Below are 13,417 nucleotides of genomic sequence, written 5' to 3' on the forward strand. Positions count from 1 at the left end.
GATGGCAAGTGCCTCGCTCACGACACCCCTCGGTGCGCTCTGCGTGACAGAGGAGGGCGGAGCAATCACAGCGCTGGCGTGGCACGATGCGTTTATGCCGGATGACACACCGCTGCTCCGCCGCGCGTTAAAGCAGTTGGCCGCTTATTTCGCAGGCGAGTTGCACCAGTTCGATCTACCCACCCGCGTCAACGGTACCGCGTTTCAGAGACAGGTCTGCGAAGCCATCGCCGCCATCCCCCACGGCGAAACGCGCAGCTACGGTGATCTGGCAAAGGCCCTAAAAGCGCCCGCGCAAGCCATCGGCACAGGCTGCGGCGGCAATCCGATCCCGATTATTATTCCCTGCCACCGGGTACTGGGGACGAACGGCCTTGGCGGTTTTTCCGGTAAGGGCGGTGTCGAGACGAAGGTTTGGCTATTGCGGCATGAAGGGGCGGGCGGGTTGTTGATTTAGATAGGGAGCCCCGCGAAACCAGCTGGCTTGTAGCGGACCATCGCTTCCGGGCCGCGCGGGTCCAAAGCATAGAGGTCGGAGCGGTTTGCCAAATATGCGCGCCAGCTACGCTCGGGATAGGTGCTGATCTGCGTGCCGTGCTTTTTGCGCATTGCCGCAGCCAGATCAACGAGCCGCATACCGGACCCCTTTTCGGTGTGCTGCTGGATCATGGCACGGATTCTACGGTCAAAGTCAGCTGACGTACCAGTAGGAATCAACTTTGTTTCTCCCAACTTTTCTTCGCCCCCCAACTGCACAAACGTCGAACAAGCCATACGAAAACACTCGGGCGCTTTCGCCTCGCCCAAGCCCAGCACATGCAATCCCCGTTCTCGCAGACGTTGCGACAGATGGGTGAAATCTCCGTCCGATGTCGCGACGGCAAAGGTTTGAAGTCCGCCCGTTAGCGCCAGTTCCATTGCGTCAATGCAAAGGAGAACGTCAGCCGCGTTTTTGCCTGCGCCCGCATGCATCACACGATAGCCCGGGGCGTTCAGCCAGTCGCAGGAGTGGTGCGCACCGCCATAGACACGGGCGACGTCGACCCGGCCCAATTTGCGCGCGTATGAAAGTATATCTTTTGCATGGGTGGCGCTAATGTTGTCGCCATCGACCAATAGCGCGATCCGCTCTGCACTCATCACTAGTTTCCATGGATAACCCGTAACCTGATGGAATGATAGGAAGGCAATGGGGCGGAAATTTGACAAATCGGGGCGAGGATGCGGGTTTTTGGCTTGGATATCCCAGCGAGGGTCAGGCTGCCTTACGCTCGGGCACGATCTGCTGCACGATACCCGCGCCGAGCAGATAGACTGACGCGATGACCAGGCCCCAGTGGGCCCAGCTTTCGGGGTGGAAATCGACCCAAGCGGCCCAGCCTGCAAAGAACGTCCAGATAAAGATCATCGGCAGCGATATCTTCCGCCAGCGCTTGGTGCGCACGGGATGCACGAACTTCAGTGGCAGGAACATCGCGATAGCCAGCACCGTCACCAGTCCCAGCGTAAACCAGTGGGGCGGCTCGGTTGCAAAAAGGACCAGCACCAGCATGTTCCAGCAGCCCGGAAAGCCTTGAAATGACTTGTCTTCGGTCTTCATTCCGCGGTCGCAGAAATACATAGAGCTGGCAAAGATAATGGCGATAATTGCCACCCAACCCGGCCAGCCTGGCAGCAGCCCGGACTTGAAAAGGGCAAACGCGGGAATGAACGCGTAGGTGATGAAATCGATGATCATGTCCAGCAAATTGCCGTCGAAGCGGGGGGCGTATTTCGCCACGTCATACTTGCGCGCCAGCGGGCCATCCGCGCCGTCGACGGCGAAGGCAACGACCAACCAGACGAACATCAGGCCCCATTGTTCATCAGCCGCCGCCAACATGGCCAGCATGGCGAACACGATGCCTGTCGCAGTAAAGAGATGGACAGAGAGGGCTTTGATTTCGCGAGTCATGGCGTCCCTATAATCGCTTGGGGCGGGGCGGGCAATCAGGCTTTGGGGTGAGCGCGTGCATAGATTTCCATCAGGCGGGCGGTGTCGACGCCGGTATAGGCCTGCGTGGTCGATAGCGATGCGTGGCCCAGCAGTTCTTGGATCGCGCGCAGATCGCCGCCGGCATTCAGCAAATGAGTGGCAAAGCTGTGGCGCATGGCGTGCGGTGTCGCTGTCGCAGGCAGGCCCAACTGCGCGCGCACGCTTGCCATCACGGATTGGATCGCGCGGGGGGCCAGTTTTCCACCGCGCGCACCCATGAAGAGCGGGCCGTCCGCCTCGATCGGGTGCGGACAAGCGCGGGTGTAGGCATCAACCGCATCCCGCGCTGCGGGCAGTACTGGCACAAGCCGCTCCTTGCCGCCCTTGCCAGTGATGCGCAACGTGGTAGCCAGGGGCGCGTCGGCCCCGGTCAGAGATAGCGCCTCGGATATGCGTAGGCCGCAGCCGTAGAGCAGCGTGATGACCGCCTGATCGCGCGCTGCGATCCATGGCGTCAGCGATTGAAACTCTGCCGTGTCGATCACATTTTTGGCGGCCTCCACGCTGAGCGGTCTGGGCAGTTTGCGCTGAAACTTGGGGCTACGGGTGGCGAGGACGGCGGTCGGCTCAAACCCTTCACGCTCGGCCAGCCAGCGAACGAACGATTTGACCGCCGACAGTTTGCGCGCAAGGCTGCGTGCGCCAACATCATGTCCGCGCGTGTGCGCCATCCATGCGCGCATGTCGGAGGTTGTGATCTGCGCCAGCGCGCCCAAGCCCTGCGGCTCACCCTTGTGCTGCGTGATAAAGGTCAGAAACTCGGTCACGTCGCCAGTATAGGCCGTAATCGTGTTGGCCGCCGCGCCGCGCAGCGCGCGCTGATGATCCAGCCACAGCGCCAGCGCATCGCGTGCGGCCGGCGAGATCATGACAGCCAGCGCCGCATCGCCCTCTCAAACACGCCTGCAAAAAAGGTCAGCAGATCAGTGCCCTGTTGCGGGGTGAACTGGTGCGGGTCCTCGGCGCCCAAGACCAGCATACCGGGCAGGCGCCCCTCGCCGAAATCAAGGCGCAGACACGCCTCGGAGCGGATATGCGCGGCCGCTTCGCCGTGTAGCGCGCCCTCGCCACCGCTAAGCTGGCGCAAAGTGACCTGCCGCTCTCCGTTGCGGCCATTCTCGATGTAGCGCGCCACGAATCCCGGCTCGGCCACCGACAGAACCTCGCCCAGGCGCTTTACGGCGGGGTCGTCGTCGTCCTGCACCGATTCGAGTATCAGTCGCACCGATGAGACGCGCAGGATGTCGGCTACTTCGCCGCCCAGATCGCGCAGGAACGCCTCAAATTCAGTGGGGTCGAGCATGCGCAGAATGGCGCGATGCACTTGATTTGTACCGGCCAGATTGTCGTAGGCGGCGGCAATGACACTGCGATGCGTATCCTCAAGCCGGTCCAACCGCGCCTCCAGCCTGTCCATCGCGATTCCGCGCAGATCGACGATATTGCCGCCCATCGCCCGCTCGTTCGCGGCGATCAGAGCATGCATAAGGTCATGATCTTCTAGGATAACATCGGGCTGACTGATGATCCGCTCGCGCAGATGATCGTCCATCTTTGGTTTACTGCTCATGCTCACGCTCATTTTTTGGTTTTGTGGGTTGTAGCATGGGGTTGAGGGGAAATCTTCATCTGATTTGAGGGTGAGGGGCGAAAAGATGCTGGGCAGAGGGGGGCAGGATGGCAATGACTGCATATCTTGCGAAACTCGGTCGTTTCCGCATCACGGATCGATGAGGGGCTGCCAACGATGCAGTTTCCCAACTCTTCAAATCGAAACTTGGCCTAATTTGTGGATGTGCGATCGCTGGCGCGTTTCAGTGATCTTTGCGAAGCAACACCCGGTGAACTTTGGGCCGTGCAGCGATGGTTGTAACAGTCCCAAATTGCGCCAGTTTTTCGACTTGCTCGCTTTCTGTTGTTGCGCGCAGGTCGAAAATTGCCGCGCCGCCGGGCTTGAGCGCCTTGTCGATGGTGGGCAGATAGCTATCCACGGGATAGTGAAAGCCGCACGATATAAAGCTCACCACCAAGTCGACGGGATTGATCGTTTCCGGCGAAGTTTCGCGTGGGTTTACACATTCTATGTCCGCAGCAGGGACGTTGTTCGCCACCAACAACTGACGAGCGACCTTGAGCGAAGAATAGGCCGCACCTTGATCTTTGAACCCGAAATGGCGGTGCTCATTCTGCTCTAGGTCGATGAGGACGATTTCGGTTTTCAATGACATCGCGGCAAACAGATCGAAAAACCCGTAACCGCATCCGATATCAGCAATGCGTCTTGGCTTTAACTCCTTCAGCAATCCCTCAATGGCGAGGTATTCTGCATGGATCACCCCTGCCGCGCGCTGTGCGATCTTTATACCCAAGTCGTCGATAACCGCACTGATTGGTTCGACGTTGCCCCGGTTCCACGCCTTGATGATTTGACCGGATTTGGGAATGTCGAACATGACCTCTGATCTTTGCAGAAGTAGGTTCAGATAGTCGTCGCGCTCAAAGCAGCTCAGATCGAGAGAGTTTATTGCTTCGGTCTTAGATCCTGCTTCAATACTGGCTTTAGCTGACATTGAACTTCCCTTTTGGTGCGTGCTTTATCTTGGGAATTTTTTTCCCCATGCGAAGTTCTGTAGGACGGCATCTGGCAACGACCGGCTCAAAGCAGCCGATGGGTGCGTTGGGCCGAGATGGTAATACGCCCGGCGGCGCGATCCGCCGGGCGCAAGGTCTATTCACTTTTCAACCGCGTCAAACGATTTTCTGACCTGTCTTGGCCCAATCCTTCATGAACTGGTCCAGCCCGGCGTCGGTCAGCGGGTGATCTGCCATCTTCTTGATCACTGCGGGCGGCGCGGTCATCACGTCCGAACCGACCATCGCGGCCTGATAAGCGTGGTTCACTGTACGGATGGAGGCCGCCAATATCTGCGTCTCGTATCCGTAATTGTCATAGATTTGGCGGATGTCGGAAATCAGTTCCATCCCGTCAAGGTTGATGTCGTCCAGCCGACCGATGAAGGGGCTGATAAATGTCGCGCCGACTTTGGCCGCTAGCAGCGCCTGATTGGCCGAAAAGCACAAGGTCACGTTAACCATGTTGCCCTCATCCGACAGCACCTTGCATGCCTTGAGGCCGGCCCATGTCAGCGGCACTTTGACTGCGATGTTGCCCGCGATCTTTGCCAGCTTGCGGCCCTCTTCGATCATTGCATCGGCCTCCAGCGCGACGACCTCGGCGCTGACGGGGCCGTCGACCATTTCGGCGATCTCTTTGGTGACTTCCAAAATATCCCGGCCTGATTTCAGGATCAGCGACGGGTTAGTGGTGACTCCGTCGACCATGCCCAGATCGTTCAGCTCGGCGATTTGATCGACTTCGGCGGTATCTACGAAAAATTTCATGGTGGCGGCCCTATCTGGTGGATTGGAGTTTGCTCGGGGTTGGTTTATCCCATGGGCGACCCCCGTGAAACCCCGGAAAAGGAGCGCGCGCGCGTGACCGCTGCCCCCAAATTTTTTGACGCAGGCGAACTAGTGGGCGTGCTGACAGCCCAGCCACTGGATCGCGTGCTGGATTACCGCGCGCCGGAGGGGGGCTGTTTTTTAGGTGCGTTCGTTGAGGTGCCTTTGGGTCCGCGCAAGGTACTGGGCGTCGTCTGGGGGGCGGGCGAGGGCGGCTATGATCTGGCCAAGGTGCGCAGCATACTCCGCGTGCTGGACGCGGCGCCGATGGCCGATGAAATGCAGGTGTTTCTGCAAAAGGCTGCTGATTACACCCTGACGCCAATGAACGCGATGCTGCGCCTCGCCACCCGCGCGCCGGGGCTGGGTGATCCTCCGTCGATGCGCAAAGTGTACCGGATCGGCTATTCCGCGCCGTCGAGGGTGACGGATGCGCGCAGCCGCGTGCTGGAGGTGCTGGAGGGGCAGGGCGATCAGTCGTTCACGCTGAAGGAGCTTTCGGATGAGGCGGGTGTCACCGCGTCGGTCATCAAGGGGCTGGTGAAGCAGGGAGCTGTTGATGAAGTAGATACCCCCCGCGACACGCCCTACCGCCGTCTCGATCCGGCGCTTGCATCAAAGGAATTGACAGGCGATCAGGCTAGCTGCGCCGCCACGCTGGATACCGCGATCCAGACTGGCGCATACGGCACTACACTGCTGCGCGGCGTGACCGGTTCGGGCAAGACCGAAGTATATCTGGAGGCCGTCGCCAGCACCCTGCGTACGGGGCGTCAGGCGCTGGTGCTGCTCCCGGAAATCGCGCTTACGGCAGAATTCCTGACCCGTGTTCAGGCCCGTTTCGGCGCCAAGCCCGCCGAGTGGCACTCAGGCGTTACCCTGACCGAGCGGCGCCGCTGCTGGAAGATGGTCGGCGAGGGCGGTGCGCAGTTGGTCGTCGGCGCGCGGTCGGCGCTCTTTCTGCCATTCCGCGATCTGGGCCTGATCGTGGTCGATGAGGAGCATGACACCTCCTACAAGCAGGAAGACGGTGTTTTGTATAATGCGCGTGATATGGCCGTGCTACGCGCGTCGATCTGCGGCGCGCAGGTGGTGCTGGCGTCGGCCACGCCCAGCCTTGAGACTTGGGTCAACGCCGAGGCGGGCAAATATACCCGGCTGGATCTAAAGGCTCGGTTTGGCGTCGCAGTCATGCCCGAAGTGCGTGCGATAGATATGCGGGTTGAGGATCTTCCGGGCAACCGCTGGATATCGCCCACCATGCAATCGGCGATCACGCAGCGAATTGAACGCGGCGAGCAATCGCTGCTGTTCATCAATCGTCGCGGCTATGCACCCGTCACAATCTGCCGGGCCTGCGGGCATCAGGTGGGCTGCGATCACTGCGATGCGCGCATGGTCGAACATCGATTCCAAAAGCGCCTGATGTGCCACCAATGCGGCGAGACAAAGCCGATGCCGGAGAAATGCCCCTCCTGCGAGGTGGAGGGCAAGATGGCCCCTGTCGGCCCCGGCGTTGAACGTCTGGGCGAGGAGGCGGCATCTTTATTCCCCGACGCGCGCGTTGCGACGCTTAGCTCTGATATGTTCGCCAGCTCGCGTGCGCTAAAAGAGCAGATCCGCGCCATCGCCATGGGCGAGGCCGATATCATCATCGGCACGCAGCTGGTGGCGAAGGGGCACAACTTTCCACTGCTCACGCTGGTCGGTGTGATCGACGCAGATCTAGGTCTGCAAGGGTCGGACCTGCGCGCGGCCGAGCGGACATTTCAGCTGATGCGCCAAGTCGCGGGCCGCGCGGGCCGCGCCGACAAGCCGGGCACGGCCATGCTGCAAACCTTCCAGCCCGAACACCCGGTGATCCGTGCGATCCTGTCCGGCGACGAGGAAGGCTTCTGGCGCGCCGAGGCAGAGGAGCGCAGGCACGCGGGCGTGCCGCCCTTCGGACGCATGGCGGGCATCATCCTCAGCTCGCCCGACATGCAGCAAGCGTTCGATGTGGGTGCCGCGCTGGCGCGCTCTGACGGGCCGCTGCGCCAGATCGGCGCGCAGGTTTATGGCCCTGCGCCTGCGCCCATCGCCCGTGTCCGCGGACGCCACCGCGTGCGGTTACTGGTCAAGGCGCCCAAAGGGGCGGCGCTGCAACCGGCGCTGGCGCAGTGGATTGCAAGTGTTCGCGCGCCCAACTCGCTGCGACTGAGCGTGGATATCGACCCTCAGAGTTTTTACTGAGCGCGCGACATTGACGCACTGTGCCAGTTGCGGCATGGAACACGAACAGCGCGGCCCCCAACGCCGCAGCCACCCGGGCGCCAATCCATGCACATCACATGACCCCCGATATTTTGCCAAATGAGCGCGCCAACATGCTGGGTGCGGTCTGGATGGTCGCGGCCATGGCGCTCTTTGCGGTCGAGGACAGTTTTATCAAGGCCGCATCGCAGACCATGCCGGTCTGGCAGGTCCTGATTATCTTTGGCCTGGGCGGCGCGCTTGTCTTTGCCGGCCTGCTGCTACACCGCCGGCTGCCGCTTTTCGTGCCAGAGGTTGTGTCGCGGCCCATGCGCATCCGCGCGTTCTTTGAGGTGTCAGGGCGGCTATTTTACGTGCTCGCCCTCGCGCTGACGCCGCTATCGTCCGCGACTGTGATCTTGCAGGCAACACCGCTGCTGGTGGTGGCCGGCGCCGCGCTGGTGTTCGGCGAGCGGGTGGGCTGGCGGCGCTGGACGGCGATTTTCGTCGGAATGGCCGGGGTTGTGGTGATCATCCAACCGGGCGCAGACAGTTTTTCGCCGCTGTCCATTCTTGCGCTGCTGGGCATGGTCGGCTTTGCCGGGCGCGATCTGGCCAGCCGCGCGGCACCGGCCGCGATTGGCACGTTGCTCTTGGGGCTCTACGGGTTTCTAGCGGTGGCGATAGCTGGCGTGATCTTTGCCGCGTGGCAGCCTGAGATTGCCGTTTGGCCCGACACGCGCGGCGCTTGCTATCTGATCGGGGCGATTCTCGGTGGGGCCGTTGCATATTCATGCCTGATGAGGGCGATGCGCACCGGTGAGGTCTCGGCGGTCACGCCATTCAGATACACACGACTGTTGTTTGGTATCTCGTTGGGGATCGTGCTGTTCGGAGAAAGGCTTACCGCACCAATGATACTGGGGTCTGGCCTGATCGTAGCCTCGGGTATCTTTATCTTGTGGCGTACTAGGAAAGTGTCCGAGGACAGCAACGGGTAGAAAAATGCGCCGCGTCGACGCGCGCAAATCCGCTCGCCAAACGCCATGCTCGGGCGTAAAGCGAACACATGACACGCACCGTCCCCCTCGCTGATGCCCGCCTACAGCCGTTCTGGCGCCGCCCGATGATGCTGCTTTTCCTGATGGCTGCGGCGATGCCCATCGCGTTTGCCACCTGGTCGGCGCTGCTGAACAACTTTGTTATCGAGGTGGCACAGTTCGACGGGCACGATATCGGCTGGCTCCATACGGTGCGCGAAATTCCCGGCTTTTTCGCCATCGGCGTCATTGCCATCATCATTTTCGTGCGCGAGCAGGTGCTGGCCCTCGTGTCGCTGATCCTATTGGGCGTCGCCACTGCGATTACCGCCCAGTTCCCGACGATGGGCGGCATTCTGACCATCACCATGCTCAGCTCGATCGGGTTTCATTACTATGAGACGGTCAACCAATCGCTGCAATTGCAATGGATCGACCGCGCCCGCGCGCCCCAGATGCTGGGCTGGCTCATGGCCGCCGGATCGGGCGCCACGCTGATCTGCTACGGCATCATCGTAATGCTGTGGGAGCCCCTGAACCTGACCTACACCATCGTATACCTGCTGTCGGGCGGCACCACGGCGGCCATCGCGATCTTTGCCCTTGTCGTCTACCCCCAGTTCGAGGCGCCCAATCCCCAGCTAAAGCAGATGATCCTGCGCCGTCGGTACTGGCTCTATTATTGCCTTCAGTTCATGTCGGGCGCGCGGCGGCAGATATTTGTCGTATTCGCAGGCTTTATGATGGTCGAAAAATTCGGCTTTGCTGTGCATGAGGTGACTGCGCTTTTCATGATAAACCTCGTGGCAAACATGATCTTTGCGCCCCTCATGGGCGGCGCGGTGGCCCGCTACGGCGAGCGGCGCACGCTGATCTTTGAATATGTCGGGCTGATGATCGTGTTTTTGGCCTATGGCGGCGTCTACATGTTCGGCTGGGGTGTGCTGCTGGCAGCGACGCTATACGTGATCGACCATATGCTGTTCGCCCTCGCGCTGGCGCTAAAGACCTATTTCCAAAAGATAGCCGATCCGGGCGATATCGCCCCTACTGCGGCGGTTGCGTTTACAATTAATCATATCGCCGCCGTCTTCCTGCCTGCGATGCTGGGCTATCTGTGGCTGGTTTCGCCCGGTGCGGTGTTTGTGCTCGCGGCTGGCATGGCGGGCATATCGCTGCTATTGGCGCTGCTTATCCCGCGCCATCCGGCGCCGGGCAATGAAACCATCCTGTCGCGCCTCGTGCCCGCACCGGCCGAATGACGCGCCAGCCCGCGAGGCTATAGCCATGCCCACATTTACCGCCTTCACGACGCTACATGGCCAATCTGGCGCCGAGGCGCTGGCAGACGCGCTGGACGAGCTTAGCCTAGAGCCAATAGGCGTCGGCACGTTCGAGATTGAGGACGGCAGCGGCACATGGGAGGTCGGCGGCTATTTCGAGGCGGCGCCTGATATCGCCGGGCTGGAGCTGCTGGCGCGCGTCCACAACGCGAAACCCTTTGTCATCTCCGAAGTGCCCGAGACCGACTGGGTTGCGCATGTCAAACGCGAGCTGACGCCGGTCGAGGCTGGACGTTTCTTTGTCTACGGCAGCCACGACGCGGATAAGGTGCCAGCGGATGCCGAACCGCTGCTGATCGAAGCCGCTATGGCCTTTGGCACCGGGCATCACGGCACCACGCAGGGCTGCCTGCGCGCGCTTGACCGGCTGGCGGCTGCGGGCGCGCCGCACCGCTCCGTTGCTGATATCGGCTGCGGGACTGCCGTGCTGGCAATGGGCGCTGCGCGCGTCTGGCCGGGCGTTATGATCGCCAGCGATATTGATCCTGTTGCCATCGACGTTGCGCGGGTAAATGTCGCGGCCAATAATTTAGACGGGCGTGTGCGCTGCATCGTTGCGACTGGGCTGGATCATCCTGAATTGGTGGCCGCCGCGCCCTTTGATCTGGTATTCGCCAATATCCTCAAAGGGCCTCTGATTGATCTCGCACCAGCTATGACCGCCAGCCTTGCAACAGGCGGGCACGCGATTCTATCGGGCATTCTGAACGAGCAGGCCGATGAGGTGCTGGATGTTTACACACGAGCTGGAAACAGTTTGGCGCACCGCGAAGTGATTGGTGATTGGACTACCCTCACTTTGATGAAAACTAACTAAAAAATCGTTCAAAAGCAGCCGAATTGGGGCAGCTGCCCCAATGTTGCCACAATTCGACCCTAAATTTTCCTTGTGATCTGGCGGGGGCCGGAAAACTTGGATGCTTGTGATGTCTACAATGACACAAATTAATTCTCCGGCTGCCTTTGCCGCCCGCATTAAGCGGGTGCGCAACACGCACGCCAAGATGGCGCGCGGCTACGACGCCAAGGTAGGCCGCGACGGCCTGATCGTGTTTCGCCCCAAGCGGCGGCGCAGGTCGATAGCCTGGCGGCCCTTGTTGCTGCTGATCGCCGCATTCTTTGGGTTCAAGGTGTTCGTCCTGATGCAGATTGGCGAAATGGCGTACCAACAACGTGTCGATACGTTGGCTGCAGGGGGCGTGGCCGAACAGGCAGGCGCTTACTTCATGCAGATCGACCCTGTCACGCGCGCGATCGCGGCACAGATCGCGCCACTTATTTAAGCCTTAAGGACCCGCACTTTTCCGAGACGCCGCATCCAAGGCCGCAAACGACCATTTTATCGGTTTCAGTTTTTAGCGAGTGATTTCAGTACCAGTACTGCGAAACGCCCTCGTCCCGCTCTGTCGGTTCGGGGGTGTTTCCTTGTCTGGCGTGGGATGCGTCGCTGCTACGGGACGCAAGTGCGATGCGTTATTCCTAGCAATTCGAGGCAGGGTGCAAAGCAAAACGCGCGCCTCTGGCAGGAGGGCGCGCGCTTCAGTTTTTATAGTATTGGGCTGAGGCCCTAGGCGCACCCATCAACGGGCGCTGAAGTTGGCGATGTCGCCGCGGGTCAAGCCGATGTCTTCCAGTTCGCGATCCGACAGGACCGACAGGGCCTTACGGGTAGCGCGGGCGTCTTTCCAAGCGGTGAAAGCAGCGGCAAAGCGAGCGATGTTCAGGCCAACGGGTGCGTTGGTGAACTGGGCGGAGCGGGTTGTTTCGAGAGCGGCCATTTCGGGCTTCCTTATGTAATCAAGGCATCATGCCCTGAGAGTGAATCATCTGTTGCTGCAGTGCAGATAGAACCGACTGCGCATTCCCACAACACCCGGTTATCGCATAGTCATCATGCGCCGGGTGCATAGGTCGCGAGTGCACACATCAACCTTTTATTAAAGGCTATGTGCCGTGTCATGCATCCAACGCACAAACATTAAATCCATAATGCTGCACTGCAGCGATGCGCGGTTGCTGATCGCCACCTGAAACAGGGCATCGTTCATTCCGCTTGGCCCGCGTTCCCCTTTCGTGCTAAGCCTTCCGCAAAGCCGCACAAAGCGGGCGGACAGCGCCGGATAATTGCGGCAGGGCAGGGGCGACATATCATGCGTGTACTTGGTATCGATCCGGGGTTGCGAAACCTTGGCTGGGGCGTGATTGACGTCGACGGAAGTCGGCTGAGCCATGTGGCGAACGGCACCCTGCATTCGGTCGGTGCTGGCCTGCCAGAGCGGCTGTTGTCGTTGTTCCAGCAGCTGAGCCTGATCTTGATCCAGTACGCGCCGCATACATCAGCGGTTGAACAGACATTCGTGAACAAGGACGGCGCAGGTACGCTGAAACTGGGCCAAGCGCGCGGTATCGCGGTGCTGGCCCCGGCGCAGTATGGCATCGACGTGGGCGAATACGCCCCGAATACCGTGAAAAAAACGGTCGTCGGCGTCGGGCACGCGACCAAACACCAGATCGCGCATATGGTTAAGATGCAGCTCCCCGGCGCGGTTCTCACCGGGCCTGACGCCGCCGACGCGCTTGCGATTGCGATCTGCCACGCGCACCACGCGGCCAGCCGCGCGCGCATTGCAAAGGCGATGGCATGATCGGGCGCATTGCAGGCCGCATTGATTACCGCGCCATTGATCACGTGCTGATCGACGTGCGCGGGGTTGGCTATCTGGTGTTTTGCTCAGACCGTACGATGCAGGCGCTGCCGCGTGCCGGGGAATATACCGCGCTCTACACCGATCTGCTGGTGCGCGAGGATATCCTGCAACTCTTTGGCTTTACCACGCTGGTCGAAAAGGAATGGCACCGCCTACTGATGAGCGTTCAGGGCGTCGGCGCCAAGGCCAGCCTTGCCATTCTGGGTGCGCTGGGCCCGGACGGTATCGGACGCGCTATTGCGCTGGGTGACTGGAATTCGGTCAAGGCGGCCAAGGGCATTGGCCCGAAAACTGCGCAGCGCGTCGTGAACGAGCTGAAGGATAAGGCGCCCGAGATCATGGCGATGGGCGCAGGCCCCGCACCTACCCCGCCAGAGATAGACGGCGAAGTGATCGAGTCCACTGCGCCAGTCGCCCCGCGCCCTGCGCCCGCCGGACCCGGCCCGCAGGCCGAAGCGCTGTCGGCCCTCACCAATTTGGGCTATGCGCCCGGCGAGGCTGCGGGCGCAATTGCGCAGGCCGCTGGAGATATGCCGGATGCTGGAACAGCCGATCTGATCCGCGCCGCGCTAAAACTGCTGGCGCCGAAGGGGTAGC

General features: G+C 60.8%; 15 protein-coding genes. 8 read left to right on the plus strand and 7 right to left on the minus strand.

Annotated features, from left to right (window positions below; all coding sequences use genetic code 11):
* Nucleotide 1 precedes the first annotated feature (1 nt).
* Nucleotides 2-457 carry a methylated-DNA--[protein]-cysteine S-methyltransferase gene (locus MK6180000_RS01665; protein WP_138933152.1) on the plus strand — a complete coding sequence of 152 codons (456 nt, stop codon included), beginning with the start codon at nucleotides 2-4 and terminating at the stop codon, nucleotides 455-457.
* Here MK6180000_RS01665 and MK6180000_RS01670 read toward each other — a convergent pair.
* The 6 genes from MK6180000_RS01670 to fsa all read right to left on the minus strand — a co-directional run bounded on the left by MK6180000_RS01670 (nucleotide 454) and on the right by fsa (nucleotide 5,437).
* Nucleotides 454-1,140 carry an NYN domain-containing protein gene (locus MK6180000_RS01670; RefSeq protein WP_138933153.1) on the minus strand — a complete coding sequence of 229 codons (687 nt, stop codon included), beginning with the start codon at nucleotides 1,138-1,140 and terminating at the stop codon, nucleotides 454-456. The two genes, MK6180000_RS01665 and MK6180000_RS01670, sit on opposite strands and share 4 nt — an antisense overlap.
* Nucleotides 1,141-1,255: 115 nt before the next feature.
* Complete coding sequence (locus MK6180000_RS01675; protein WP_138933154.1) at nucleotides 1,256-1,954, minus strand: CDP-alcohol phosphatidyltransferase family protein; 699 nt, start codon at nucleotides 1,952-1,954, stop codon at nucleotides 1,256-1,258.
* 35 nt (nucleotides 1,955-1,989) lie between these two features.
* Complete coding sequence (locus MK6180000_RS01680; protein ID WP_138933155.1) at nucleotides 1,990-2,904, minus strand: tyrosine recombinase XerC; 915 nt, start codon at nucleotides 2,902-2,904, stop codon at nucleotides 1,990-1,992.
* Nucleotides 2,901-3,605, minus strand: a complete 705-nt coding sequence (locus tag MK6180000_RS01685) for a DUF484 family protein (RefSeq protein ID WP_138933156.1) — start codon at nucleotides 3,603-3,605, stop codon at nucleotides 2,901-2,903. The genes MK6180000_RS01680 and MK6180000_RS01685 overlap by 4 nt, the downstream gene beginning before the upstream one ends.
* A gap of 244 nt (nucleotides 3,606-3,849) precedes the next feature.
* Nucleotides 3,850-4,605, minus strand: coding sequence for an SAM-dependent methyltransferase (locus MK6180000_RS01690; RefSeq protein WP_138933157.1), 756 nt, complete (start codon nucleotides 4,603-4,605; stop codon nucleotides 3,850-3,852).
* A 178-nt stretch (nucleotides 4,606-4,783) separates the two neighbouring features.
* Nucleotides 4,784-5,437 (minus strand): fructose-6-phosphate aldolase, encoded by a 654-nt coding sequence (fsa, locus tag MK6180000_RS01695; RefSeq protein WP_138933158.1) that lies wholly within the window; start codon nucleotides 5,435-5,437, stop codon nucleotides 4,784-4,786.
* A 93-nt stretch (nucleotides 5,438-5,530) separates the two neighbouring features.
* Between fsa and MK6180000_RS01700 the strand changes: the two genes are divergently transcribed.
* The 5 genes from MK6180000_RS01700 to MK6180000_RS01720 all read left to right on the plus strand — a co-directional run bounded on the left by MK6180000_RS01700 (nucleotide 5,531) and on the right by MK6180000_RS01720 (nucleotide 11,395).
* Nucleotides 5,531-7,729, plus strand: coding sequence for a primosomal protein N' (locus MK6180000_RS01700; protein ID WP_425466818.1), 2,199 nt, complete (start codon nucleotides 5,531-5,533; stop codon nucleotides 7,727-7,729).
* Nucleotides 7,730-7,827: 98 nt separating this feature from the next.
* Nucleotides 7,828-8,730 carry a DMT family transporter gene (locus MK6180000_RS01705; protein WP_138933160.1) on the plus strand — a complete coding sequence of 301 codons (903 nt, stop codon included), beginning with the start codon at nucleotides 7,828-7,830 and terminating at the stop codon, nucleotides 8,728-8,730.
* A 68-nt stretch (nucleotides 8,731-8,798) separates the two neighbouring features.
* The gene (locus tag MK6180000_RS01710; protein WP_138933161.1) at nucleotides 8,799-10,031 is read left to right on the plus strand and encodes an MFS transporter; all 1,233 of its coding nucleotides are present in this window, start codon (nucleotides 8,799-8,801) and stop codon (nucleotides 10,029-10,031) included.
* A 25-nt stretch (nucleotides 10,032-10,056) separates the two neighbouring features.
* The gene (locus MK6180000_RS01715; RefSeq protein ID WP_138933162.1) at nucleotides 10,057-10,929 is read left to right on the plus strand and encodes a 50S ribosomal protein L11 methyltransferase; all 873 of its coding nucleotides are present in this window, start codon (nucleotides 10,057-10,059) and stop codon (nucleotides 10,927-10,929) included.
* A 118-nt stretch (nucleotides 10,930-11,047) separates the two neighbouring features.
* The gene (locus tag MK6180000_RS01720; RefSeq protein ID WP_138933163.1) at nucleotides 11,048-11,395 is read left to right on the plus strand and encodes a hypothetical protein; all 348 of its coding nucleotides are present in this window, start codon (nucleotides 11,048-11,050) and stop codon (nucleotides 11,393-11,395) included.
* A gap of 297 nt (nucleotides 11,396-11,692) precedes the next feature.
* Here the strand turns inward: MK6180000_RS01720 and MK6180000_RS01725 are convergent, their stop codons facing one another.
* Nucleotides 11,693-11,890 (minus strand): DUF1127 domain-containing protein, encoded by a 198-nt coding sequence (locus MK6180000_RS01725; protein WP_138933164.1) that lies wholly within the window; start codon nucleotides 11,888-11,890, stop codon nucleotides 11,693-11,695.
* Between the two features lie 372 nt (nucleotides 11,891-12,262).
* On the opposite strand from MK6180000_RS01725, the gene ruvC reads away from it, so the two are divergent.
* Nucleotides 12,263-12,757, plus strand: a complete 495-nt coding sequence (gene ruvC / locus MK6180000_RS01730) for a crossover junction endodeoxyribonuclease RuvC (protein ID WP_171054495.1) — start codon at nucleotides 12,263-12,265, stop codon at nucleotides 12,755-12,757.
* Nucleotides 12,754-13,416 carry a Holliday junction branch migration protein RuvA gene (gene ruvA / locus MK6180000_RS01735; RefSeq protein ID WP_138933166.1) on the plus strand — a complete coding sequence of 221 codons (663 nt, stop codon included), beginning with the start codon at nucleotides 12,754-12,756 and terminating at the stop codon, nucleotides 13,414-13,416. The genes ruvC and ruvA overlap by 4 nt, the downstream gene beginning before the upstream one ends.
* Nucleotide 13,417: the final 1 nt, after the last annotated feature.

The organism is Roseovarius arcticus (assembly GCF_006125015.1).
Classification (GTDB): Bacteria; Pseudomonadota; Alphaproteobacteria; order Rhodobacterales; family Rhodobacteraceae; genus Roseovarius; species Roseovarius arcticus.